The organism is Halomonas sp. M4R1S46 (assembly GCF_025725685.1).
GTDB lineage: Bacteria > Pseudomonadota > Gammaproteobacteria > Pseudomonadales > Halomonadaceae > Halomonas.
The window spans coordinates 603,838-625,970 of record NZ_CP107008.1 but is presented as its reverse complement, the minus strand read 5'-3'; the positions used below and the strand labels follow the sequence as shown (position 1 = coordinate 625,970).

General features: G+C 67.2%; 22 protein-coding genes and 1 pseudogene. 13 read left to right on the top strand and 10 right to left on the bottom strand.

Annotation, left to right across the window (positions count from 1 at the left end):
- Nucleotides 1–14 precede the first annotated feature (14 nt).
- The gene (locus OCT48_RS02955) at nucleotides 15–1,226 is read right to left on the bottom strand and encodes a DNA glycosylase AlkZ-like family protein (RefSeq protein WP_263591262.1); all 1,212 of its coding nucleotides are present in this window, start codon (nucleotides 1,224–1,226) and stop codon (nucleotides 15–17) included.
- Nucleotides 1,227–1,484: 258 nt separating this feature from the next.
- Nucleotides 1,485–2,525, bottom strand: coding sequence for a GlxA family transcriptional regulator (locus tag OCT48_RS02950; RefSeq protein WP_263591261.1), 1,041 nt, complete (start codon nucleotides 2,523–2,525; stop codon nucleotides 1,485–1,487).
- Between the two features lie 146 nt (nucleotides 2,526–2,671).
- On the opposite strand from OCT48_RS02950, the gene OCT48_RS02945 reads away from it, so the two are divergent.
- Nucleotides 2,672–3,745, top strand: a complete 1,074-nt coding sequence (locus OCT48_RS02945; protein ID WP_263591260.1) for a class I SAM-dependent methyltransferase — start codon at nucleotides 2,672–2,674, stop codon at nucleotides 3,743–3,745.
- A gap of 86 nt (nucleotides 3,746–3,831) precedes the next feature.
- Here OCT48_RS02945 and OCT48_RS02940 read toward each other — a convergent pair whose 3' ends face one another.
- The 4 genes from OCT48_RS02940 to OCT48_RS02925 form a co-directional block, all read right to left on the bottom strand.
- Nucleotides 3,832–4,305 (bottom strand): group I truncated hemoglobin, encoded by a 474-nt coding sequence (locus tag OCT48_RS02940; RefSeq protein WP_263591259.1) that lies wholly within the window; start codon nucleotides 4,303–4,305, stop codon nucleotides 3,832–3,834.
- Between the two features lie 295 nt (nucleotides 4,306–4,600).
- Complete coding sequence (gene yghU, locus OCT48_RS02935; RefSeq protein ID WP_263591258.1) at nucleotides 4,601–5,470, bottom strand: glutathione-dependent disulfide-bond oxidoreductase; 870 nt, start codon at nucleotides 5,468–5,470, stop codon at nucleotides 4,601–4,603.
- 184 nt (nucleotides 5,471–5,654) lie between these two features.
- Complete coding sequence (locus tag OCT48_RS02930; protein ID WP_263591257.1) at nucleotides 5,655–6,059, bottom strand: VOC family protein; 405 nt, start codon at nucleotides 6,057–6,059, stop codon at nucleotides 5,655–5,657.
- Nucleotides 6,060–6,225: 166 nt separating this feature from the next.
- A complete protein-coding gene (locus OCT48_RS02925) occupies nucleotides 6,226–7,263 on the bottom strand; it encodes a CNNM domain-containing protein (RefSeq protein WP_263591256.1) in 1,038 nt (345 codons plus the stop codon).
- Between the two features lie 307 nt (nucleotides 7,264–7,570).
- Between OCT48_RS02925 and OCT48_RS02920 the strand changes: the two genes are divergently transcribed.
- From OCT48_RS02920 to OCT48_RS02905, 4 genes are read left to right on the top strand one after another with little or no spacing between them, the layout of a single operon-like run.
- Nucleotides 7,571–9,019: an ABC transporter substrate-binding protein gene (locus OCT48_RS02920; RefSeq protein ID WP_263591255.1), complete on the top strand. Its 1,449-nt coding sequence runs from the start codon at nucleotides 7,571–7,573 to the stop codon at nucleotides 9,017–9,019.
- Between the two features lie 56 nt (nucleotides 9,020–9,075).
- Entirely contained in the window at nucleotides 9,076–10,128 is a 1,053-nt protein-coding gene (locus tag OCT48_RS02915) for an ABC transporter ATP-binding protein (protein ID WP_263591254.1), read from the top strand.
- Nucleotides 10,125–11,102: a carbohydrate ABC transporter permease gene (locus OCT48_RS02910; RefSeq protein ID WP_263591253.1), complete on the top strand. Its 978-nt coding sequence runs from the start codon at nucleotides 10,125–10,127 to the stop codon at nucleotides 11,100–11,102. Before OCT48_RS02915 ends, OCT48_RS02910 begins: the two co-directional genes overlap by 4 nt.
- 11 nt (nucleotides 11,103–11,113) lie before the next feature.
- The gene (locus OCT48_RS02905) at nucleotides 11,114–11,953 is read left to right on the top strand and encodes a carbohydrate ABC transporter permease (protein WP_263591252.1); all 840 of its coding nucleotides are present in this window, start codon (nucleotides 11,114–11,116) and stop codon (nucleotides 11,951–11,953) included.
- Nucleotides 11,954–12,035: 82 nt separating this feature from the next.
- Here the strand turns inward: OCT48_RS02905 and OCT48_RS02900 are convergent, their stop codons facing one another.
- A complete protein-coding gene (locus OCT48_RS02900) occupies nucleotides 12,036–12,521 on the bottom strand; it encodes a DUF523 domain-containing protein (RefSeq protein ID WP_263591251.1) in 486 nt (161 codons plus the stop codon).
- 231 nt (nucleotides 12,522–12,752) lie between these two features.
- On the opposite strand from OCT48_RS02900, the gene OCT48_RS02895 reads away from it, so the two are divergent.
- Nucleotides 12,753–12,959: a cold-shock protein gene (locus OCT48_RS02895; protein ID WP_126485300.1), complete on the top strand. Its 207-nt coding sequence runs from the start codon at nucleotides 12,753–12,755 to the stop codon at nucleotides 12,957–12,959.
- Nucleotides 12,960–13,002: 43 nt separating this feature from the next.
- Here OCT48_RS02895 and OCT48_RS02890 read toward each other — a convergent pair whose 3' ends face one another.
- A complete protein-coding gene (locus tag OCT48_RS02890; RefSeq protein WP_263591250.1) occupies nucleotides 13,003–13,974 on the bottom strand; it encodes a LysR family transcriptional regulator in 972 nt (323 codons plus the stop codon).
- A gap of 114 nt (nucleotides 13,975–14,088) precedes the next feature.
- Here OCT48_RS02890 and OCT48_RS02885 point away from each other — a divergent pair, with 114 nt between their 5' ends.
- The 3 genes and pseudogenes from OCT48_RS02885 (at nucleotide 14,089) to OCT48_RS02880 (ending at nucleotide 15,761) form a co-directional block, all read left to right on the top strand.
- Nucleotides 14,089–14,991, top strand: a complete 903-nt coding sequence (locus OCT48_RS02885) for an MBL fold metallo-hydrolase (protein ID WP_263591249.1) — start codon at nucleotides 14,089–14,091, stop codon at nucleotides 14,989–14,991.
- Nucleotides 14,915–15,538: pseudogene (locus tag OCT48_RS19555) on the top strand (LysR family transcriptional regulator); the annotation flags it as partial. The gene OCT48_RS02885 and the pseudogene OCT48_RS19555, both read left to right, overlap by 77 nt.
- A gap of 13 nt (nucleotides 15,539–15,551) precedes the next feature.
- Entirely contained in the window at nucleotides 15,552–15,761 is a 210-nt protein-coding gene (locus tag OCT48_RS02880) for a hypothetical protein (RefSeq protein ID WP_263591248.1), read from the top strand.
- Between the two features lie 345 nt (nucleotides 15,762–16,106).
- Here OCT48_RS02880 and OCT48_RS02875 read toward each other — a convergent pair whose 3' ends face one another.
- Nucleotides 16,107–17,627, bottom strand: coding sequence for an NAD(P)H-dependent oxidoreductase (locus OCT48_RS02875; protein ID WP_263591247.1), 1,521 nt, complete (start codon nucleotides 17,625–17,627; stop codon nucleotides 16,107–16,109).
- 177 nt (nucleotides 17,628–17,804) lie between these two features.
- Between OCT48_RS02875 and OCT48_RS02870 the strand changes: the two genes are divergently transcribed.
- On the top strand, nucleotides 17,805–18,254 hold the full coding sequence (locus OCT48_RS02870; RefSeq protein ID WP_263591246.1) for an SRPBCC family protein: 450 nt from the start codon (nucleotides 17,805–17,807) through the stop codon (nucleotides 18,252–18,254).
- A gap of 301 nt (nucleotides 18,255–18,555) precedes the next feature.
- Here OCT48_RS02870 and OCT48_RS02865 read toward each other — a convergent pair whose 3' ends face one another.
- Nucleotides 18,556–19,482: a DMT family transporter gene (locus tag OCT48_RS02865; RefSeq protein ID WP_263591245.1), complete on the bottom strand. Its 927-nt coding sequence runs from the start codon at nucleotides 19,480–19,482 to the stop codon at nucleotides 18,556–18,558.
- A gap of 78 nt (nucleotides 19,483–19,560) precedes the next feature.
- Here OCT48_RS02865 and OCT48_RS02860 point away from each other — a divergent pair, with 78 nt between their 5' ends.
- The 3 genes from OCT48_RS02860 to OCT48_RS02850 all read left to right on the top strand — a co-directional run bounded on the left by OCT48_RS02860 (nucleotide 19,561) and on the right by OCT48_RS02850 (nucleotide 22,087).
- Complete coding sequence (locus tag OCT48_RS02860) at nucleotides 19,561–20,463, top strand: LysR family transcriptional regulator (RefSeq protein WP_263591244.1); 903 nt, start codon at nucleotides 19,561–19,563, stop codon at nucleotides 20,461–20,463.
- 189 nt (nucleotides 20,464–20,652) lie between these two features.
- Nucleotides 20,653–21,477 carry a PAAR domain-containing protein gene (locus OCT48_RS02855; RefSeq protein WP_263591243.1) on the top strand — a complete coding sequence of 275 codons (825 nt, stop codon included), beginning with the start codon at nucleotides 20,653–20,655 and terminating at the stop codon, nucleotides 21,475–21,477.
- A 1-nt stretch (nucleotide 21,478) separates the two neighbouring features.
- Entirely contained in the window at nucleotides 21,479–22,087 is a 609-nt protein-coding gene (locus OCT48_RS02850; protein ID WP_263591242.1) for a hypothetical protein, read from the top strand.
- Nucleotides 22,088–22,133: the final 46 nt, after the last annotated feature.

Sequence of the window (22,133 nt, the reverse complement as noted above, 5' to 3'; positions counted from 1 at the left end):
AAATACTCACCGATTCATCTGGCCGCCCTCTGCCACGCGCGTCGGGCCTCACGACCGAGGCCCCTGGGCAGGACGAGACGAGTGGCCCCGAGGTAATCGAGAAAATCACGGGCGGCCTGCCGAAGTGCCTCGGGCAGACCCTCGGGGAGCCTGGCCGGCAGGATGTCGGGCTCCCAGTGCCAGGCGAGGAGAGTCAAGGTGCCCTGCTGGCACTTGGCGTCGAAGCGAGCAATGAAACGCTCGCCCCACAGCACCGGCACCACATAGTACCCCCAACGACGCCGGGCCTGGGGCTTGTAGACCTCCCAGACGTAATCGAAGCCGAAGACCCGGGCGACGCCACCCCGGTCCCACATCAGCGGATCCAGGGGCGCGAGAAAACGCATCCCCTGAGTCGTTTCCTCGGACGCGTCGAGGCCCGCCTCCAGAACCGAGAGGGCCTCGGGCGTGGTCCAGTAGCCCGTGCCCTCCACGTCGAGTTCGATCAACGCTCCCCGGGCGATGGCCCGGGCGGCGATGCGGTCACGCTCCGCGCGCGGGCAAGGCAGCGACCAGACGGCGGCATCGGCGCCGGGACGCAGCAGGCCGACGGCCTGCACGCGCCGGACCACCAGCCGTTGCAGGGCATCGGCGTCCGTGGTCTCCGCCACGCTCGCGCCCTGGGGCAGCACGCGTTCGGGCAAGTCGTAGGCATGGCGACCACCCACTCGATGGTGCGTCATCAAGCGTCCGGCGTCCCATAACGCCTTGAGCAGATGCCGCGAGCGCTTGGGACCGTACCAGCTGCCGCGCAAGGCGGGATCGGCTCGTTGGTCGCCGAGTTCGAGGCTGGTGGCGGGGCCATGGCGTTCGACCTGGGCGACCAGGGCATGGGCCTCCGGGGAATCGACGTCCACGCCACGCTGCTGCCAGCGCCGGGCCAACCAGCGATGAAACGGCGCCTGGGCCCACCACTCCCCGGGCTGGATCAGGCTGGCCTGCTTGTCCCAGCCATCGACCAGCCATCGTCGACCATAGGCCGCCTCCAGCCAGTCCCCCCGCCGATAGCCGGGTACCCGGGCCTGCAGGACCAGGTCCGGGTTGGTACCGACCGGCGCCAGGGGATCGAACTGGATGGTCCCCAGGCGACGGATGACGGTCGCCAGCGGCGCCGGCCGGAAGTGATAGCGCACCAGCAGGCGGCGGGCGTCGGCGCGCGTCAGGGTAAAGCGTTGCTGGGCGGTCATCGGCAATCCTTGTCCCGAGGCATATCCCAGCTTAGGTGAACCGCTACGGTTTGCTCGACGTCCGGCAGACCTCATGCCCCCCATCACGATCAGGGCGATGACCCGAAGTACGGGGTCAGCCCCGGCATACCAGCGCTCCGAGATGTACCTCGAGTCGATGTCCAAGCAGCGCCGAGGGCGCCACGGAAACCGCGGCCTGGTCCCAGCGCCTCGGCCTGCCCCTGGCGGAAGGGTTCGTGGCGTTCTGGCGTGGCGGCATCATGGCTGACGCGGTCGTGCGAAGTCCGGGAGGCGGAAGCGCCGACGATAGGCGCTCGGGGTGAGGCCGGTGGTGCGCTTGAACAGGCGCCGGAAGAAGGCCGCATCCTCGTAGCCGACCCGCCAGCTGATCTCGTCGACCGAGGCGTCGGAGCGCTCGAGCCGACGCTTGGCGTCCTCGATGCGCAGGCGCAGGACGTAGGCGATCGGCGTGAGGCCGGTGGCCTTCGCGAAGCGTCGCTTGAAGGAGCGCTCGGCGAGCGCCGAGCGCCTGATCATCTCCTCCACCGGGTGGGCGAGCGCGAAGTGCTCGCCCAACCACTGCTGTGCCCCCAGGACTTCCGCGTCGCCGTGATCCGTCCGGCCCTCGAACACGAGATAGGGCGTGAGACCATCCTGGTGCCACTGCAGCGCGAACATCCGCGCGACCTCCTGAGCCGTGATCGCCCCGGCGTAGCGCGCGATGAGATAGAGCACCAGGTCGTGCCAGCTCATCGAGGCCCCCGAACTCACCAGTTCCTCGCGCCGCCCGCCGATCACCAGCACACGCTCCGGATGGATCGGCACGGCCGGATAGGTGGCCGCGAACATCGCCGCGTAGCCGAAATGCACCGTGGCGTCCTGGCCGTCGAACAACCCGGTCTCGGCGAGCAGAAAGACCCCCGAGCAGGCCGAACAGAGCACGGCGCCACGCTCGTGCATGCGGCGCAGCCAGGCGACCAGGCCGGGATAGCGGCCCGGCCCCCAGCCCGGCGGGCGCAGCAGCACCGCGGGGACGATCACGATGTCGCTGGTCTCGACGGTGTCGACCGCCCGCTGCACGGTGATCGGGATGCCGCTCGCCAGTTCCAGCGGCCCCACGGCCTCGCCGACGATCTCGATGTGAAACGGTGCCGGGGCATCATGGGGCGTCATGCCCATGAGGGCCACGCTGTTCATCACGTCGAAGATACCGGCAAGCGTGGAGATCGCGGCGTCGGGCAACGCCACCAGGCTGACGTGGCGGGGGCTCGCACCGACCGACGGGGGGTGTCCGCTCATGGCGCAAGGGCTTCTCGTGGCGGGGCTTTCAGTGTGGCACGAACGGACCGATTGCGGCGATTCCGGCTCTTCTGCCGATCGGGTGGCGCGACGATCATGGACGGGCAGTCGACACCACTCGCCCCGTCAAGCCAGGAGCCGCCCCCATGAACGCCCCCGTGATCGATCAGACGAAGCTGGAAACCTTTGTGACCCGCGCCGTTGACGACCTGTCCGCCGCCTACGGCGGCGTGATGGTCAGCCTCGGCAGCAAGCTCGGCCTGTACAAGGCCATGGCCGGCGCCGGCCCGCTCGGCGCTGCGGAACTCGCCACCCGCACCGGCTGCGCCGAGCGCTATGTCCGCGAGTGGCTGAACGCCCAGGCCGCCGGCGGCTATGTGGGCTACCACGCCGTCGGCGACACCTACGAACTGTCCCCCGAGCAGGCGCTGGTGCTGGCCGACGAGGACAGCCCGCTGTTCATCCCCCACGCCTGGCAGGTGCCGGCCTCGATGTGGTTCGACGAGGAGCGCACCCTCGAGGCCTTCCGCACCGGCGAGGGCGTGGCCTGGGGCGAGCACGACGGGCGCCTGCAGTGCGGGGTGGCGGCGTTCTACCGCAACGGCTATCGCGCCAGCCTGGTGCCGGAGTGGCTGCCCGCGCTCGAGGGCGTGGTCGACAAGCTCGAGGCCGGCATCGAGGTCGCCGACGTCGGCTGCGGCCACGGCCACTCGACCGTGCTGATGGCGCAGGCCTTCCCGCGCTCGCGCTTCCACGGCATCGATGGGCACGCGGCCTCGATCGACGCCGCCCGGCGCAACGCGGTCACGGCGGGTGTCACCGAGCGCGTGAGTTTCGACCTGGCCCGGGCGACGGATTACCCCGACCGGCAATACGGCCTGATCTGCTTCTTCGACTGCCTGCACGACATGGGCGACCCGGTCGCCGCGGCCCGCTACGCCGCCCGGGTGCTGGCGCCCGGTGGCACGGTGATGCTGGTCGAGCCGTTCGCCCAGGACCGGGTCGAGCAAAACCTGTCGACCGTCTCCCGGATGTACTATGCGGCGTCCACCACCATCTGCTGCGCGCATGCGATCTCGGAGGGCGGCACGCTCGTGCTCGGCGCCCAGGCCGGCGAGGCGCGCCTCGCCGAAGTGTTCCGCCAGGCGGGCTTCGGCCACTTCCGGCGCGCCGCCGAGACGCCGTTCAACCTGATTCTCGAAGCTCGCCTCGCCGGGTGAAGTGGCCCGGGATCGCCGCCGGGGGCATCGGGAGCGACGCGGCCACGCGCCGCCCCCGATGCTGGCGTCTACGTCACGCGCGTCGCTCAGTTCTCGTCCCGGACGGTCACGATGTCTTCCTTGGTCGAGCCGACGATGGCGAGCAGTTCCTCGGTCTCGCGGTCGGGCACGCCATGCTCGTCGAGGACACCCTCGAGCAGGGTCACCATCTGCGCCCACTCGGCCTCGGTGATGTTGAGATGGGCATGCGACGCCTGCATCGAGCGGCCCTGATACTCGCAGGGCCCACCGGCGGCCTGGCAGACCAGCGACGTCACCCGATACTTCAGGTAGGGCGCCGGGACGCGCTGCCGGGCCTCGTCGATCGCCGGGTTCGCGTTGAGCACGTCATCCACCAGCAGGACGTCGATGAAGTCGCTGACCACCACCGAGATCGGGGTCAGGCCCCCCAAACGATCGTAGAGCGATGCCTCGGCGTCCTCCTGGGCCTGGGCCATGCCGGCCGCCATCATCAGGACGATGGCCAGCCCGGCCCCGAGATACCCGCTGCGCTTGATCATGATCTCCCCCTCTTGCCGGCCGAGGGCCAGGCGGAGAGGGACGCCCGTTGCTCCGTGTCGAAGCGCCACGCGACGGCAGCTGCCGCCTTCCCCGCCGGCGATCTCGGCGCCGTGAAAGCCGCATCCCCCGACGCGGCGCCGTATGGTCTCGGGTGGCGTCCCGGCCGCCCTTACCCTGCAGTGAAGCCGGCACCGGGCGAGTACGCAACGCGAGAGCCCCGCCGAGGGGCGGGGCTCACGGGCGCAGGCGCGACAGGGGCCGCGCCTGGTTCCGGCGCGGGCCGCGTCGAGGCGCTCAGGACGTCAGCACGTCCTGGGTCTTGTGGGTGAAGTCGCTGGCATCGTGGCGCTCGTGGAGCTGCATGGCCGCATCGCCGAAGGTGCGGTTGACCATGCGGCCGCGCTGCACCGCCGGGCGGGCGTCGATCTCCCTGGCCCAGCGCAGCACGTGCCGGTACTCCGGCACCTGCAGGAACTCGGCGGCGTCATACAGCCGGCCGAGGACCAACTGGCCGTACCAGGGCCAGGTCGCGATATCGGCGATGGTGTAGTCGTCGCCGGCGAGGTAGCGCGTCTCGGCCAGGCGACGGTCGAGCACGTCGAGCTGGCGCTTGGTCTCCATGGCGTAGCGGTCGATGGCGTATTCGATCTTCTCGGGCGCATAGGCGTAGAAGTGGCCGAAGCCGCCGCCCAGGAAGGGCCCGCTGCCCATCTGCCAGAACAGCCAGTTGAGGGTCTCGGTGCGCCCGGCCAGGCTGCCCGGCAGGAACTCCTCGAAGCGCTCGGCCAGGTAGAGCAGGATCGAGCCGGACTCGAACACCCGGATGGGCTCGGCCGGGCCGTGGTCGACCAGCGCCGGGATCTTGGAGTTGGGGTTGATCGCGACGAAGCCGCTGCCGAACTGGTCGCCCTCACCGATGCGGATCAGCCAGGCGTCGTACTCGGCGTCCTGGTAGCCCAGCGCCAGCAGCTCCTCGAACATCACCGTGGCCTTCACGCCGTTGGGCGTGGCCAGGGAGTAGAGCTGGAAGGGATGCTCCCCGACCGGCAGTTCCTCGTCATGGGTGGGCCCGGCGACGGGACGGTTGATGCTCGAGAAGGTGCCACCGCTGGCCTTCTCCCAGGTCCAGACCCTCGGCGGGGTGTAGTCGTTGCCTTGGCTCATGAGGGCTCCTCGGTAGCGAATGGCTTGGCTCACACTACCATATGGGGACACGTTAGCCTGCTATCAAGCTATGACAGGCGATCGCCTGTCTTGGTTTCCTCTTCGAGCCCGCACCATGATGGCCCATGCGGCGGCCAGGCATCCGACCGTCCCGCCGGCAAGGCACAGCCCCTTGGCGCCGCTGCTAGGCGACGTCGTCGCTGTAGCCGTCTCCGAGGAATTCGATAAGACAGAACCCATGGCCGAAGGGGTCGGAGAACGTGATGCATTTCGAGCCTCGCCATTCGATGCAGTCGCTTTCCTGAACGGCGCCACAATCGAGCACACGCGCGGCGGCCTGCTCGATATCCTCGACCACGATGTCGAGATGCACGGGCGTCCAGTGCCGCGAATAGTCCCGATACTTCATGGGCCCCTTCACGCACCCCGAGCCGCTTTCGTTCTCGAGCAGATAGATCGTCGATTCGCCCCCCGTGAGCTCGGCAACGTCATCATCGAGCAGGCGATCGAGTTCCAGGCCAAAGGCAGCGCAGTAGAACGCGATGGCCGGTGCCAGTTCGGGCACGTCGATATTGATCAACATCTTCATGGCGCAGACCTCGCTTCTTCACCGACAAGTGTCTCTGGAACCTCAATTGGTGCAGTTGGAGGGTGCAATTGGTGTACGTCCCCGATTTTCCTTCGTCCCCGATTTTCCTTGCCAACAACCTTCGTGAGTTTATGCGGGGGCCAGGACTGAGAACCGAGGACTGGAGCTAGCCACGCGCCTGGCCTTGGGCCGCTTCCTTCCTGACCCGTTTGGTCCAGCGCTGCTTGGCGTACTTGCGCAGGTTGGCGACGTTGTCGGTCTCGTCGACGATGTCGTGGCCGAGGATCGTCTCAAGCACGTCCTCCAGCGTCATCAGCCCCACCCAGGTGCCCAGGTCGTCGTATACCACGCAGAGGTGCTGGCGGTCGCGCACCATCATGGCGAATACCCGTTCGACGTTGTCGTCGGCCATCACCTGGTGTACCGGCTGCATCAGCGACTTGAGGGTGGCGTCGGGTTCGGCGTGGTAGGTGTCAGCCTTGTGTATGTAGCCCAGCGCCTGCTCGCCGCCGTCCATCACCGGGAAGCGGGTGAAAGGAGTGTGGCCCAGTTCGGCGTCGAACTCCGCGACCGTCATCTGTGGCTTGACGGTGACCGAGACGGTGCGCGGCGTCATCACGTCGTTCACTCGGATGTCGTGCAGGTTGAGGATGTTGGTGATCACCCGGGTCTCGTCGGCGTCCAGCGCCTCCTCTTCCAGGCCGATCTGTGCCAGGGCCTTGATCTCGCCGCGCATGTCGGTCTCCGGGGCGTCCTTGCCGATGCGCCGGGTGATGCGCTCGGAGAGCCAGATGAACGGCTTCATGCTCCAGATCATGCCGACCAGCAGCATGCTCATGGGCGGGGCCAGCTGGCGCCAGTAGGTGGCACCGATGGTCTTGGGGATGATCTCGGAGAGGAACAGGATCAGCAGCGTCATCACCGCCGAGGCGAGCCCCAGCCAGGCCTCGCCGAACACCACCGTGACCTGGGCGCCGACGCCAGTCGCGCCCACGGTGTGGGCGATGGTGTTGAGGGTGAGGATGGCCGCCAGCGGCTGGTCGATGTTCTGCTTGAGCCGGGCCAGCCGGGTGTGCAGGACCGGTCGCGTTTCGCGCAGTTGGACGACGTAGCTGGGGGTCATGGAGAGCAGCGCGGCCTCGAGCAGGGAGCACAGGAAGGACACGCCGATGGAGAGGGTGGCAAAGGTAGCCAGGAGTATCATGGGGCCTCGAAGGGTTGCCGGGTAAGCGCCGCCGGGCGGCCAGGGCATGTTGGCGCATGCTCTGGGGAGGCGCAAGCCGGCCAATCGGCGACAGACCCCTTGTTATTCTGAGGGCTGGAGCTAGTCAATCAGTGCCTGTCCCCAGTTCTTCTCTCGCTTCTTCACCAATGGATGACCCGGCACCAACCGGGCCGACGGCGCCCCCTGGCGCGACACCCGGCGAAGGAAGAGCGCCCGCGCGGCGTTTTGACAGCCTCCCGCCACCACCTAGACTGGAATCAACGACAAGCAATCGAGAGGTGCCAGTATGTTGCACTACAGCATACGCGACCGTCTCGTCGGCCTGCAGGGAACCGGTAGCCTCCTGAGCGCCATGCTCCTGGCCCTGGCCCCCCTGGCTCCTGCCGCCCTGGCGCAGGACGAGCCGGCCGCCCCCGAATTCCGCACCAGCTACGGTGACATGACCTTCCCCGAGCAGTTCCCCGACGGCACCGCCATCAGCCTCACCCAATGGAGCCACTTCGTGCCGCGCTACGATGAGTGGTTCCGGGAGTATGCGCAGCAATGGGGCGAGGCGCACAACGTCGAGGTCACGGTGAACATGATCAACCTCGCCGACCTGACCTCGACCCTGTCGGCCTCCATCGCCGCCGAGGAGGGCGCCACGGTGTTCGAGATGGTGGCCCCGCCCACCGCCTTCATCGACGGCCTGCAGTCGCTGGCGGACGTCAACCAGGCCGCGGCGGCGGCCTTCGGCGAGCGCACCGGCACCTGCGAGCGCTCCAGCTACCTGCCGGCCACCGACACCTGGTACGGATTCTGCCACGGCTGGGTGCCGGACCCAGGCGACTATCGCCGCTCGCTGTGGGCCGACGCCGGCTTCCCCGAAGGGCCCGAGACCTACCAGGACCTGCTCGAGGGCGGCGCCAAGATCTTCGAGGACACCGGCCTCCCGGTGGCGCTGGGCATGTCGCCGGAGATCGACTCCGAGTTCTATGCCCGCGCGCTGATCTGGTCCCACGGCGGCTCGATCCAGGACGAGGACGGCAACGTGACCTTCGACTCGCCCGAGGTCCTCGAGGCGGTGCGCTTCCAGAAGGAGCTGTTCGACAGCGCCATGACGCCGGAGGTCTTTTCCTGGAACGCGGCCTCCAACAACCAGACCTTCATCGGCGGCCGCGCCTCCTATATCCAGAACTCCATCTCCTTCTATCGCAGCGCCCAGGAGTCGGCCCCGGAGATCGCCGCGGACACCGGCTTCCGTCCCGGCCTGAAGGGGCCCGGCGGCGAGGTCAAGATGCCCTCCCACGTGTGGTTCATCGACGTGATCCCCGACTACGTGACGGACCCCGACGAGCTGGCCGCGGCCAAGAAGTTCATGCTCGACCTGGAGAACAACTACGCCAGCGCCTCCTACTACTCGAAGTTCTACAACTTCCCGGCCTTCCCGTCGCGCAGCGAGCAGCTGTTCGCCGAGGACGGCTGGCTGAGCGACGACCCCTGGGGCGCCGAGCCGCCGGACAAGCTCGGCCTGCTGCGCACCGCCGAGGAGTGGACCGCCTGGCTCGGCTATCCCGGCTACGCCAACCCGGCGATCAGCGAGGTGTACGAGTCCCACCTGCTCTCCAGCATGATGGCCGACGTCACCCGCGGCGAGAAGACGCCGGAAGAGGCGATCGCCGACACCAACGCCGAGATCGAGGAGATCTTCGCCAAGTGGCGGGAACGCGGGATGATCGGCAGCGGCAGCGACTGACGACCACCGGCCGGCCCCTCCCGGGCCGGCCGCGTCATCTCCTGACGACGAACCTTATGGCGATTCTGACCACCCGGGCACTCAAGAAGCACTACGGCCGCATCATCGCCGTGGACGGGGTCGACATGGAAACCCGCGACGGCGAGCTGCTCGCCGTGCTCGGCCCCTCCGGCTCGGGCAAGACCACCCTGATGCGCATGGTCGCCGGCCTCGAGGAGCCCAGCGCCGGCGAGCTGTTCATCGACGGGCGCTCCATCGTCGGCGTCCCGCCGCGCAGCCGCAACATCGCCATGGTGTTCCAGAACTACGCGCTCTACCCCAACATGACGGTGCGCGACAACATCCTGTTTCCGCTGCGCGCGCGCAAGATGCCGTCGGACGAGCAGCGCCGCCAGCTGGAGTGGGTGGCCGGCATCCTCGAGATCACCGACCTGCTCGACCGCCGCCCCACCCGGCTGTCGGGCGGCCAGAGCCAGCGCGTGGCGCTGGCCCGGGCCATGGTGCGCACCCCCGACCTCTTCCTGTTCGACGAGCCGCTGAGCTCGCTGGACGCGCAGATCCGCAGCCAGGCCCGCGGCGAGCTGCGCGAGCTCCACGACCGCACCGGTATCACCACCCTCTACGTGACCCACGACCAGACCGAGGCCCTGGGGCTGGCCGATCGCATCATGGTCATGGAGAAGGGCACCGTGCATCAGATCGGCACCCCCCAGCAGCTCTACTACGACCCCGCCGACACCTTCGTCGCCGGCTTCATCGGCGACCCGCCGATGAACCTGCTGCCCCTCGACGAACGCATCATCGGCGTGCGCCCGGAGCACTTCCATCTCGCCGCCGAGGCGCCGAACGACGAGATCGCCCTGGAGCTCGACATCGAGGTCGAGCACCTCGAGTTCCTGGGAGCGGAATGGCTGGTCTACGGCGTGGTGCGCCGCGGGGTGACCGAGCAGCGGCGCCCGCCGCGGGTCATCGGCCGCCTACGCCAGGCCGCCATGCCGACGCTGGCCACCGGCGAGACGCATCACTTCGTGGTGACCCGCCGCGATGCCTGCCTCTTCGACCCCGAGACGGGCCAGCGGCTCTCGCAGGCCAAGGTGGCGGTGGCATGAACGCCGGGCCCACGGGTTCCGAGCGGGCCGACCCCACCCGGCCCGATGGCGCCCTGGCCCGCCTGGCGCTGGCCCTCGAGCGCCCCCGGGTGCTGGGCGCGCTGCTGCTCGCGCCGGCGGTGCTCTATGTGGTGGCCTTCGTGGCCGTGCCCTTCTTCATCGCCATCGCCCTGAGCGTGAGCGATGCCACGGTCGGCGACCCGGCGATCGACACCTTCGTCGGCCTGGACAACTTCATCGCCGTGCTCAGCCAGTCGGGCTTTCGCCTGGCGCTGCGCAACAGCCTGCTGATCACCACCCTCACGGTGCTGATCCTGCTGGTGCTGGCGACCACCGCCGTCGAGCTGCTGGCCCGCGACTTCCGCGGCAAGCGGCTGGTGCAGGTGCTGTTCATGATCCCCTGGGCGATGCCGGTGTCGCTGTCGGCGATCACCTGGCTGTGGGTGCTGGACTCCCAGTACAGCCCCATCGACTGGGTGCTGGTGCAGATCGGCCTGCTCGGCCCGGGCGGCACCTTCGGCCCCTCCTGGAACCTCTTCTACCTGGGCCGGGAGGGCCTGGCGATCGCCTCGATCGTGCTGGTCGACGTGTGGCGGACGCTGCCGCTGGCGACCATCATCGTGCTGGCCGGGCGCCTGTCGATTCCCCGCGAGCGCCTCGAGCAGGCGCAGCTCGACGGCGCCGGCTTCTTCCGCATCCTGTTCCGCATCATCATCCCCGCACTGGCCCCGGTGCTGACCGTGGCGATCCTGTTCACCGCCCTGCTGGTGATCGGCGAGATGTCGACCATCGCCCTGCTGACCCGCGGCGGCCCCGGCCACAGCACCCAGATCCTGCCGCTCTGGGCCTACCTCAAGGGCATCAACAGCGGCGACCTGGGCCAGGGCGCGGCCATCGCCCTGTTCCTGTTCCCGGTGCTGCTGGCGGCGGCGATCGTGGCGCTGCGCTTCGCCTACCGCGCCGGCAAGGACTAGGGGGAAAGGCCATGAAAAGCGCCGCCCGCAAGCCCCTCTTCTACGCCGCTATCACCCTGCTGGTGCTGTTCACCACCCTGCCGGTGCTGTATGCGGTGATCACCATCTTCAAGCGCGAGAGCGAGCTCTACCGCTTCGGCTCCAACCCCTTCATCTACGAGACCTCGCCGACCCTCGACCACCTGATCTACCTGTTCACCGACACCGCCTTCCCCACCTTCGCCATGAACTCCCTGATCATCGGGCTGCTGGTGGTGGCCATCACTGTGGCGCTGGCCGTGCCGGCGGCCTACGCCCTGGCGCGGCTGACCGGCAACTGGGGCGAGCGCTCCGGCATGGCGATCTTCCTGGTCTACCTGATTCCCCCCACCCTGCTGTTCATCCCGCTGTTCCGCATCGTGGTGGCGCTGGGGCTGGCCAACACCATCTGGTCGCTGGTGCTGGTGCTGCCCACCATCACCATCCCCTTCTGCACCTGGCTGCTGCTGGGGTTCTTCCGCTCGGTGCCGCCGCAACTGGACGAGGCCGCGCTGCTGGATGGCTGCACCCGCCTCCAGGCATTCTGGAAGGTGGTGCTGCCCCAGGCCCTGCCCGGCATCGGCGCCTGCATCGTGTTCGCCTTCTCGCTGTCGCTGTCCAACTACATCTACGCGGTGACCTTCGTCAGCGAATCGGCGGCGCGCAACATCAGCGCCGGGGTGCCCACCGAGCTGATCCGCGGCGACGTCTACTTCTGGCCGTCGCTGATGGCCGCCACCACCGTGGTGGCGATCCCCCTGGGCATCGCCTACGGCCTGCTGTTCGACTACCTGGTACGCGGCTTCCAGAGCGCCGGCGCCGGCGGGGGGTGATGGCGAGCGGCACCGGGGCGACCGACTTTCCCGCGATGGGCTTGTCGACGGGTGCCCGTGGCCGGCGCAACGGCCTGGGCCCCTACAGCGCCCGCAGAGCCCGATCCGCCGCGGCGATGTCGTTCTGGCCGAAGACCTGCACGCCCTGCTGACGCAGCAGGGCCGTGGTGATGCCGGCGCCGGGTTGCCGGGTGCCCGAGAAGCTGCCGTCGTAGATGTGCGTGCTGCCGCAGGAAGGGCTGTGCTCGGTCAGTACCGCCACCCGGATGGCATGCCGCCGGCAGAGCCGCAGCGCCAGGGCGGCGCCTTCCACGAAGGCCTCGGTGAGGTGCTCGCCACTCGGGTCGACCACCCGTGCCGCACCGGCCAGCACGTCGGCGCCGTCGCCACCGATGATCTCGGCAGGCGCCCGGGGCGTGGGCAGGCCGGCATCGACCTCGGGACACACCGCCACCACCCGGCCCTCGGCCTGCCACCGCGCGAGGGTCTCCGACGCCAGCGTCTTGGCACCACCGTCGTAGCGAACCCGCCAACCCAGCAGGCAAGCACTCACCAGGACCTTCTCCATCCTCGTCACTCCTGCGGGAAATCGGTGTCTGTCCCTCATATCAAATAACACGAAAGTCTTTGACCCACGCGGCCGGGCGTGACACCGTGGTGTCAGTTGGTTAGCAAGCAGCATGGTTTCAGCAGCATTCGAACCCTTTCGATCGCCTGTAATTGTATTTCTTGTTTTACCCGCTACTCATCTGGGTGACGCCAGGAACTTTGCAAGGCGCTAAGCGCGAGAGGATTATTCATGACGACTGGTACCGTCAAGTGGTTCAACGATTCCAAGGGTTTCGGTTTCATTTCTCCTGCCGATGGCGGTGATGACGTGTTCGCACATTTCTCCGAAATTCAGGCTGAAGGCTTCAAGTCCCTGCAGGAAGGTCAAAGCGTCTCGTTTGACGTGACTCAGGGCAAGAAAGGCCTCCAGGCTTCGAATATCAAGTCGCTCGCCTAATCTCACGGATCACGAGCGCTCTCGAACCTCACCGGTTCGATGATCAGGGCCCGCTTAGCGGGCCCTGATTCGTTGTATGCCAGCGGGGAATCGGGGTCCGTCCCTGAAATCCATCGCGATCCCAAGGCGCGACATCGCCGCCGAGCCGTTCAACCAGGAAGTCGATCATCGCCCGCAGCAGCAGCGGCTGGTAGTGGCGCGATAGATACACCGCGTGAATCGCCAGCGGCTCCGGCTCCCAAGTCGGCATCACGGGCACCAGCCGGCCTCGGCGTAGGTCATCGGCAACGAAATAGGTCGGCAGCATCGCAATGCCGGCGCCGGCCAATGTGGCCACACGCACCACGCCGGTCTCGTTACTGGATAGTCTCCCTCTCACCGGCACGGTCACGCTGCGGCCCTCCCGGCACAGGCGGATCTCGCTGCGGCTCACATAAGCGTGTGCCACGCAGGTGTGCCCGGCCAGCTCCTCGGGCGTTTGCGGCACGCCGTTCCGCTCCACATAGCCGGGCGACGCACACAGTACCGAGCGACAAGAACAGAGCCGTCGTGCCACCAGCGACGCATCGAGCTGATTGGTGATGCGCACCGCCAAGTCCACCCGCTCCTCCACCAGGTTGACGGCCCGCTCCAGCACCAGCAGCTCGACCTGCGCCTGGGGATGACCGGCGAGGAATTCCGCCACCGCCTCGGCAAGCCAGGCCTGAGCGAACGACTGGCTGGTGGCGATACGCAGCCGGCCGCGGGGCTCGACGCTGCGCACCCCGGCGGCAGTCTGTACCTCATCGGCCAGATCCAGCATCTGGCGGCAGCGCGACAGTGCCTCGTGACCGGCATCGGTCAGTGCGATGCGGCGCGTCGTGCGGTGCAGCAGCCGCGCGCCCAGCCAGCGTTCCAGGCTTTCCAGATAGCGGCTGGCCATCGCCCGCGACATGTCCAAGGCTTCGGCGGCTGCGGTCACGCTGCCGCGCTCTGTCACCGCAACGAACACCCGCATGGCGGTAAAACGGTCCATCTATTCGCTCGATTTGGTTGACAAACTGTCGATCAGAATAGCGTATATCCAACCATTTCGAACCAATACCATGCGCACAACACCTGTTCCCTCACCTCCCCCAGGATAAGTGCGATGAAAAACTCCCTCTCTCCGAGCCGCTGGTTCACCCTCGCCATTGCCTCGCTGGGCTTCGCGTCCGCCAGCGCCGACACGCAGGCCGAAGAGGACGTAGCGGCCCCGCTGACGCTGCAGGTCTACAACGCCGATGCCGGAAGCTTCCACGTCAATTCCGTGCTGGTGTCCGGCGAGAGCGACGCCGTGCTGCTCGATACCGGCTTTACCCGCGCCGATGCACTGCGCATCGCGGCCATGGTGCTGGACAGCGGAAAAAACCTGAAAACGATCTACATCAGCCAGGCCGACCCCGACTTCTACTTCGGTATCGACGTCCTCAAGCAGCTTTTCCCCGACGCGGAGGTGGTAGCCACCGAGCCGACGGTGGATAAGATCGAGGCCACGCTGCCGACCAAGCTGCAGGTCTGGGGCCCGCGGCTGGGCGCCAACGCACCGCAGCAGGTACCACTGCCCGAGGTACTGTCCGGCAACACCCTCACGCTCGAAGACCAGGTACTGGAAATCCGCGGCCTGGACGACAGCCTGCCGCACCGGAGCTATGTGTGGATCCCGTCGATCGAAGCGGTGGCCGGGGGCGTGAACGTATACGCCGGACTGCATGCATGGACCGCCGATGCCCAGACAGCGGCAGAGCGCACGGCCTGGGTGGAGAAACTGGACGACATCGCCGCACTCAATCCGACCACCGTGGTACCGGGCCATTCCTTGCCTGACCTGCCGCAGGACACTTCGCAGTTGGCCTACACCCAGGAGTATCTGCAGCGTTTCGAGACGGAACTGGCCAAGGCCGATGACAGCGCGGCGTTGATCGAGGCGATGCAGGATGCCTACCCGCAAGCGGGCCTGGGCATCGCGCTGGAGATCGGCGCCAAGGTCAACATGGGCGAGATGCAGTGGTGAGTGCCCCGCAACCACCCCGAGTCCGCCGGCACGACCAGACCAATCCTTCCCGCCCCGGCGACGCCAGGGCACAGCCAACCACGTAGAGGAAACGGGGAGTTTTCGGCGCGCCGCGGCACGCATGAACCGCTCGCCCTCGGCGGTCAGTCTGCAAGTCGGCAAGCTGGAGGAGCAGCTCGGCGTCCGGCTGCTGCATCGCGATGCGCGCCGCGTCCGCCTGACCGACCAGGAAGAAGTGCTGCTCGGCTTCGCGCGGCGTCTCGTCGGGATCAGCGACGAGGCGATGGCGGTGTTCCACGGCTCACCGTTGTCCGGGGGCTTGCGTCTCGCCGCTCCCCATGACCTCGGTGTTTCTCTGGTGCCTGGGCTGCTCCGACGCCTGGCCGAAACGCATCTCCGGATTCGCGTGGACGTCCGGCTCGACTCCAGTGAAACGGTGCAACGTCTCTTCGTGGAGGGCGACGCCAATCTTGCCCTGTTCAACGAGGCAAGCACGCCGCAGATCCCGGCGCGGGATCTCTTTTCCGAAGAGCTTCGCTGGTTGATGCGGGACGGCGGCCGTGCCGATGAGCGAATGGTGGACCTACCGGCCCCAGGACTTCCGGATGTTCTCGCTGCACGTCTACGAGCGGCTCTTCGTGCTGCACAACCAGGCGCTCTGGACGGCGCAACTGCTCGCCCTGCCGCTGGGCGCCGGACTCTGCCTGGCACTGCTGCGCCCGGGAGCCGGACGGCTGCGGCTGGCCACGCTCCTGCTGGCGGCGGCCTGAGGCTTCGTCGCCTGGGCCTGCCTGTGGCAGCGCTACGCCCCTATCAACCAGGGCGTGCGCTATGCGGTGCCACTCTTCACGCTCCAGGCGGGGTTGCTGCTCGTGCTGGGCGAGTGGCGAGGCGGGCTCGCCCTGTCGTCACGGTGGGACTCGTCACCTACGCGGTCTTCCTGCATCCCCTCACCACCGTGGCCTTCGGCCGCGGCATGGCCGGCGCCGAGGTGTTCGCCCTCGCCCCCGTCCCGCTGGCCATCGCCTCCCTGGGACTGACGGCGATGGTCCGGCCGCCTGGCCGCCGCTGCTCGCGGCGGGGATCCCCGTGGCGGCACGCCTGTGGCCACGGCGCTAAGCGCCGGCCAGGCGGAAGAGCGGCCAGAGCCCGAACCACAGCACATAGCCGAGTGACACCGCCATCAGGCCATCGATGCGTGCAGGCGAGCGTTCCGCACGCAGGCGGCAGATCAACCGCCGCGCCAGCCACGCCGCATGGGGCACGACCACCCAGCCGATGCCGGCGAAGGCCCCCGCCCCCAGCCCCGCGAGTCCCCAGGCCACCGCGGTGGCGGCGGACAACAGCGTGCAGAGCAGCGCCACCCCAAGCGCCCCCCGCGGGCCCAGGCGCACCGCCAGGGTGCGCTTGCCCACGGCGGCATCGGCCTCGCGGTCGGGAATGCCCGACAGCGTGATGGACGGCAGGATCGCCAGCAGCAGTGGCAGGCTCAGTAACCAGGGCAAGGGGTCACGCCAGCTGCCGCCGAGGAACACGAAACCGCAGAGCATCACCCCGATGCTGTGGGTAAGGGCAACATCGATTTCTCCCAGGCCACGATAGCTGAACATCAGGGGCGGGGCAGTGTAGCCGAGGGCGAGGACCGCCAGCGCCCCCAGCACGGCCAACGCCGGCAACGCCGCCGGCACCACACCCAGCAGCCACACCGTGGTGGCGCAGAAGCCCAGCAGAACCAGGACGATCCCCGCCTCGACCTCGCGCCGACCGAGCCGGCCCTCCACCAGCACCCGCGAACCGCCGGTGAAGGTACTGAAGAAACGGTTGCGGCGGTCGCTGCCCAGGTCGACCACCTCGTTGACCAGCACCGTGGCCACTTCCAGCAGGAACAGGCCGAGATAACCGATCCAGAACGCCGGGTTGCCAAACACGCGGCCATCCGCCGCGGCAGCGAGCGCCCCGACCGCATAAGCCACCCAGGTCATGGGATAAAACTGCAGGCGCAGCGCACGCAGCCAGGCCCCGGCCTTGTCCGTTAGTCGCTCCGCGGGGGTGACCCGGCCGCGCGCCAGCTGCCGCCCCTGGCGGTATGCGCGTGCCAGCCAGGCCCGGCGGCGGGGGGCATCGGTCGACCTGACCGAACCGAACGCCAGGGCACGCACCGGGCGAATGCCGCAGAAGCCCAGGGTCGCCCGCGCCATGGCGTGGCGACCCGGCTGGCGGTAGAGCAGCCGATGGATCAGCGGCGGGGTGTCCATGGTGGTGATGATCTGGGCCGAGCGACCACCCAGCAGCCCTTGGTAACCGATGCCGCCCTCGCAGGTACGGAACGCGAAGCCCGGCGCCAGGAGACGATCGAGGAACCCCTTGAGCAGCGCGGGCATCGTGCCCCACCAGGTGGGATAGACGAACACCAGGTGATCCGCCCACAGGATCAGTTCCCGCGCCCGGCACAGGTCCGCCTCGAGCGGCTGGTCGTTGGGCGAAGGCAGGTGTACGTGTAGGTCGAAGTCGAGGCTCGCGAGGTCGAGTCGGCACAGCTGCACACCGGCCGCGCGGGCCCCCTCGGCAAAGGCGTCCGCCAGGGCGCCGCACAGGCTGTCGGCACGGGGATGGCCGAGGATCACCAGCACCTTCACGGGGCGCGCCCCCCCGCCGGCCCTCCCCTGCCGGACGGCAAGAGGACATGCTAGGGTCAAGTGAGGCCGCACCACGGCGGCATCGCCCGGCCTGCGGTCAGTGCATGACGTGTCCCCCCAGGTGAAATGCATCCTGAATCCTGTCGTCGAAGGGGGCGGCGAAAGCGAGGCGCCCCAATGCCTGTCATCGAACACGAAGCCGAGATTGCGGCCCACCGTGACGCGGTGTTCGCCCTAGTGAGCCGGGTCGAAAGGTTTGCCGACTACAGCGAGGTCATAGACACCATAGAATGCCTCAGCGACGGTCGCTACCGCTGGCGAGTGCGCGTCGCCGGCCTGCGGCTGACGTTCGACATCGCGATCACCGCGTTCGAGCCACCCGAACGCTTCGCCTGGCGCTCGGTGGGTGGCGTGCCCAATCGCGGCGAATACCGGCTGATGCCCACCGCCAACGGCACCCGCATTCATCTCTGGCTGGAGTACCACCTGGCCAACCGTCTGGCCGAGAAGACGGTGCACCAGGCCGCCGGGCCTCTGCTGCAACGGCTGAGCCGCGACATCATCGACCGGATGGAGGCAGAGCTCGCCGCCCCCTCCGACGACGTGCCGGCCAAGACGCGGCGATGAAGGCGAGTTAGCAGTGCAGGATGCCTACCCGCAAGCGGGCCTGGGCATCGCGCTGGAGATCGGCGCCAAGGTCAACACGGGCGAGATGCAGTGGTGAGCGCCCCGCAACCAACCTGAGTCCGCAGGCACGACCAGACCAATCCTTCCCGCCCAGGCAACGCCGGGGCACAGCCAACCACGTAGAGGAGCGGCTCATGACGACATCTCCGCATGCAGCCGCCTGTCGCCGCGCGTGCGGGGGGTCGTCGACTGGATCAGCGCGATCTACGAGGAGAAGCTCGGGGCGCACCTCGCCTCCGCATCAGGCGTCGCGGAAGACTCTCTTGAAGAGGGCCGCCCCGGGCCAACGGCCGGGCGCGTGCCCCGCGAGGGTCAGTGCGACGCCCACGCCGATCAGCGTCGCCGAGGCGAGGTCTCGAGCGCCCGCCGCCTCATCCAGGGCGACCACACCGAGGCCCAGGGTCACCAGCGGAATCAGGGCCGGGAGAGTCGCGCCCACGACTGGCCCGAGCAGCTCGCTGGAGCGGTTGAAGGCGAAAACCGCGACGACGCTGACGAGCACGCCCTGGAATACCGCCTGCATCACGATGTCGGGCACCGGGGCGACGGGCAGTTGCGTGGGCAGGGCCGCGACGTAGACCGGCAGGTAGAGGATGGCGGAGCCCACGGCGACGATGGCGGTCGCGTGCAGGGCCGGGATGCCGGCTCGGCGGACGACCAGCGTGTACCCCGCCCACATCATTCCGGTGAAGATCAGGATCAGATGTCCGACCGACGCCGTCTGTGCACCCAGCAGACCCGCGAAGAACGACGCCCCGACCAGGATCGCCACGACCCCGGCGATCCGTGCAGGCCCGATCCTGTCGCCGAAGAGCCTCCAGCCCAACAGCACGGAGACGACCGCCATCACCCCGGGATTGAGGGAGCCGGCCGCCGATGCCGGCGCGGTTCCCAGGCCGAGCGAGATGAGCAGGATATACGGCGCCCCGAACCCGGCCACCATGGCCAGGAGCCCCCTGGCACCCAGCCGGTCCAGGGCAAAGCCGCGCCGGCAGATGACAGGCGCCAGGACCAACGCGGCGACACCGACGCGAAGCGCGGTCAGGTCGTAGGCATTCAGGCTCGTCGTCACGCCGAGCCGCAGCATGACCAGCGACCCGGACCAGATGGCGACCGCGGTCGCGGCCCAGACAAGACCGAGCACGCGCTCTTTCGGTAACGGTGACATTGCCACTCCTCTCGGCTTCGTTTCCGGTAGGAGCGTAGGCTTTGACCAATGTTGAGGAAAACGATATGTTTTCATTCAATGGATCAGGAAATCTCAACCAACCGGCCGAGCGGCGATCCGCATCTCGCCACCCGGACGCTCAATCTAGACGCCGCCCGAACCTTCGTTGCGATCTGCGAAACGGGGAGTTTTCGGCGCGCCGCGGCACGCGTGAACCGCTCGCCCTCGGCGGTCAGTCTGCAAGTCGGCAAGCTGGAAGAGCAGCTCGGCGTCCGGCTGCTGCATCGCGATGCGCGCCGCGTCCGCCTGACCGACCAGGGAGAAGTGCTGCTCGGCTTCGCGCGGCGTCTCGTCGGGATCAGCGACGAGGCGATGGCGGTGTTCCACGGCTCACCGTTGTCCGGGAGCTTGCGCCTCGCCGCTCCCCATGACCTCGGTGTTTCTCTTGTGCCGGGGCTGCTCCGACGCCTGGCCGAAACGCATCCGCGGATTCGCGTGGACGTCCGGCTCGACTCCAGTGAAACGGTGCAACGTCTCTTCGTGGAGGGCGATGCCAATCTCGCCCTGTTCAACGAGGCAAGCACGCCGCAGATTCCGGCGCGGGATCTCTTTTCCGAAGAACTCCGCTGGTTGATGCGGGACGGCGGCCGTGCCGTGGAGCGAGAGCCCCTGCCGCTTGCCGTGGCCCAGATGGGCTGTGCCTGGCGCGACGCCGCCCTCCGCGCGCTGGAGGGAGCCGGGCGGTCCTATCGGGTTGCCTATTCCAGCGACACCTCGATGGGCCAGGTCGCAGCCCTGCGCGTGGACCTCGCAGTGGCGGCCCTGCCCGGATCGCTTGCCGACCGCGATCTCGTCGAAGTCCCGGAGCATTGGGGCCTGCCGCCGCTGGGCCGGACCCACATCTATCTGGCCGATGACGGAAGCGACACGGCCAAGGCGTTCGCCGCTCAGATCACGCCCGATCTACGCTCTATCGCGTAGACCAAGACACGGAGGGTCCCAGACCTCCGACCGGTGGTAGTGGTAGGCGGGCGTCAGATGGCAGCTTCGTTGTCGGCCCTCGTCACACGCCGGCTGGCCGTGATGCCGCAGGGAGAGGGAGTTTTCCACAAGTAGTACGGCAGCACATGTGAGTGCTAATCTACTCTCCCTATGGATAAGGAGCGTCCTATGGATCTTGCCAAGGTAGGCGACAGGGTTGCCTGTCAGTGTAAAGGAGGGCCACATAGCATTATCTCAGGTGCCTCTACCGCCAGTGTCGATGGCATCCCGGTTGCCAGGGTAGGAGACAAGAGCTCTTGTGGAGCCGCCATCACCTCTGGTGCGGGCTGGTATTCGGTTGATGGTGCTCCAGCCGCCATTCACGGCAGTACCACTTCATGTGGCGGGCATGTCGAAGCAGCGTCTACTGTGACAACCGGCTCACCCACCACAGCAGGCACAAAGGCAACTACCTCTCAAACTCGTGTTACCGCTGATGATGCACCCGGGCGCGTGGATGAAGCATTCATGAGCTCGTTTACCGGAAACAACACAGAAGCCGTATACGAGTATGTGGCCGAAGAAACCGAAGTCATCATGAACCAGCCCGCCTATCTTCCGGTGGAGGGTGTTGGCATCAATGGTGGCTATGTCTTTCGAAGCCATGTCACTATCAGGGGCAATACCCTCCATGTCTCGTCACGAGGTGGGGCACCCTCAGCCCAGGCCCCGGGTTCAGGCACTGCCGTTCTCAACATGCGTGCTGAGCTGAAGGATGGCGACCAGCTTCTGGAAGCGGCTGTTCTGGAGAACACCGGCATCAATGCCTGGCCAGACGATCCACAGTACACCCCGATAGGGCACGCTTCCTTGCCCTTACCAAAGCCACAGCCTGGCAAGGCGCTTTCGCTTCATCTCCAAGGCACTTTTATTTATCAGACCAGTTCAGGATCGGCGACGCCAATACCACCCAGCACCAGCAAGACGATTTCCCTTCAGGTAGTAGAGCAATAGCATGCTGAAGAAGATATTCTTTATCCTACCAATAGCCTTGCTGGTATCGGCCTGCCAGGAAGGCGTGAGCAATGACATTCATGACGACTCTGTCGAACTTCAAAGGCAAGCCAACGAGGAAGTCGCCTTCGGCATAGCGGAAGGAAATAGCGACAGACTGGACAGGGCTAAGGATCTGATAGAACAGTCACTTCAAGCAGATCCCAGCAACCATGAAGCGCTACTCAATAGAGCGCAGATCGCCGTCTACCAGCAGAACTACAAGCTCGCACTACGCGATGTGGAAAGCGCTTACGACATTGCGCTGAGCAATGACTCACTACCACTTTTTCGCTGCATGCTGATAGAGGAAGTCGAGGGTGATGACACCGGGAAGGAGTGCTACTCAGCGGTCGAGGAAAGTTACGCCGAGCAGCATAGTAAAGACAGCCAAATCCCTGCCAACTGGGTGGGCGCGGCTATCCTGGCTGACAGCCAGGCTGCTCCAGAGCTGGTCGAGGCATATCTTGAGCAGGAAAGGGCCGAGGGTGAGATGGAAGCGGAGATGGCCAAAATGACAATCGAGAGCCTGCAGGATGGAAGCTATGTGGACCAAGTGTTGATGCGGTAGCGGCGCTTGGCCATCGATAAAGGTGGCTACAGCCGGTAAATCCACC

Coding starts and splice junctions, on each gene's coding strand:
- OCT48_RS02950 (WP_263591261.1), bottom strand. CDS start 2,525: ATGAGCGGACACCCCCCGTCGGTCGGTGCGAGCCCCCGCCACGTCAGC.
- OCT48_RS02930 (WP_263591257.1), bottom strand. CDS start 6,059: ATGAAGATGTTGATCAATATCGACGTGCCCGAACTGGCACCGGCCATC.
- OCT48_RS02865 (WP_263591245.1), bottom strand. CDS start 19,482: ATGTCACCGTTACCGAAAGAGCGCGTGCTCGGTCTTGTCTGGGCCGCG.
- OCT48_RS02870 (WP_263591246.1), top strand. CDS start 17,805: ATGCCTGTCATCGAACACGAAGCCGAGATTGCGGCCCACCGTGACGCG.
- OCT48_RS02860 (WP_263591244.1), top strand. CDS start 19,561: ATGGATCAGGAAATCTCAACCAACCGGCCGAGCGGCGATCCGCATCTC.
- OCT48_RS02855 (WP_263591243.1), top strand. CDS start 20,653: ATGGATCTTGCCAAGGTAGGCGACAGGGTTGCCTGTCAGTGTAAAGGA.
- OCT48_RS02955 (WP_263591262.1), bottom strand. CDS start 1,226: ATGACCGCCCAGCAACGCTTTACCCTGACGCGCGCCGACGCCCGCCGC.
- OCT48_RS02920 (WP_263591255.1), top strand. CDS start 7,571: ATGTTGCACTACAGCATACGCGACCGTCTCGTCGGCCTGCAGGGAACC.
- OCT48_RS02905 (WP_263591252.1), top strand. CDS start 11,114: ATGAAAAGCGCCGCCCGCAAGCCCCTCTTCTACGCCGCTATCACCCTG.
- OCT48_RS02940 (WP_263591259.1), bottom strand. CDS start 4,305: ATGATCAAGCGCAGCGGGTATCTCGGGGCCGGGCTGGCCATCGTCCTG.
- OCT48_RS02895 (WP_126485300.1), top strand. CDS start 12,753: ATGACGACTGGTACCGTCAAGTGGTTCAACGATTCCAAGGGTTTCGGT.
- OCT48_RS02890 (WP_263591250.1), bottom strand. CDS start 13,974: ATGGACCGTTTTACCGCCATGCGGGTGTTCGTTGCGGTGACAGAGCGC.
- yghU (WP_263591258.1), bottom strand. CDS start 5,470: ATGAGCCAAGGCAACGACTACACCCCGCCGAGGGTCTGGACCTGGGAG.
- OCT48_RS02945 (WP_263591260.1), top strand. CDS start 2,672: ATGAACGCCCCCGTGATCGATCAGACGAAGCTGGAAACCTTTGTGACC.
- OCT48_RS02925 (WP_263591256.1), bottom strand. CDS start 7,263: ATGATACTCCTGGCTACCTTTGCCACCCTCTCCATCGGCGTGTCCTTC.
- OCT48_RS02900 (WP_263591251.1), bottom strand. CDS start 12,521: ATGGAGAAGGTCCTGGTGAGTGCTTGCCTGCTGGGTTGGCGGGTTCGC.
- OCT48_RS02910 (WP_263591253.1), top strand. CDS start 10,125: ATGAACGCCGGGCCCACGGGTTCCGAGCGGGCCGACCCCACCCGGCCC.
- OCT48_RS02885 (WP_263591249.1), top strand. CDS start 14,089: ATGAAAAACTCCCTCTCTCCGAGCCGCTGGTTCACCCTCGCCATTGCC.
- OCT48_RS02850 (WP_263591242.1), top strand. CDS start 21,479: ATGCTGAAGAAGATATTCTTTATCCTACCAATAGCCTTGCTGGTATCG.
- OCT48_RS02915 (WP_263591254.1), top strand. CDS start 9,076: ATGGCGATTCTGACCACCCGGGCACTCAAGAAGCACTACGGCCGCATC.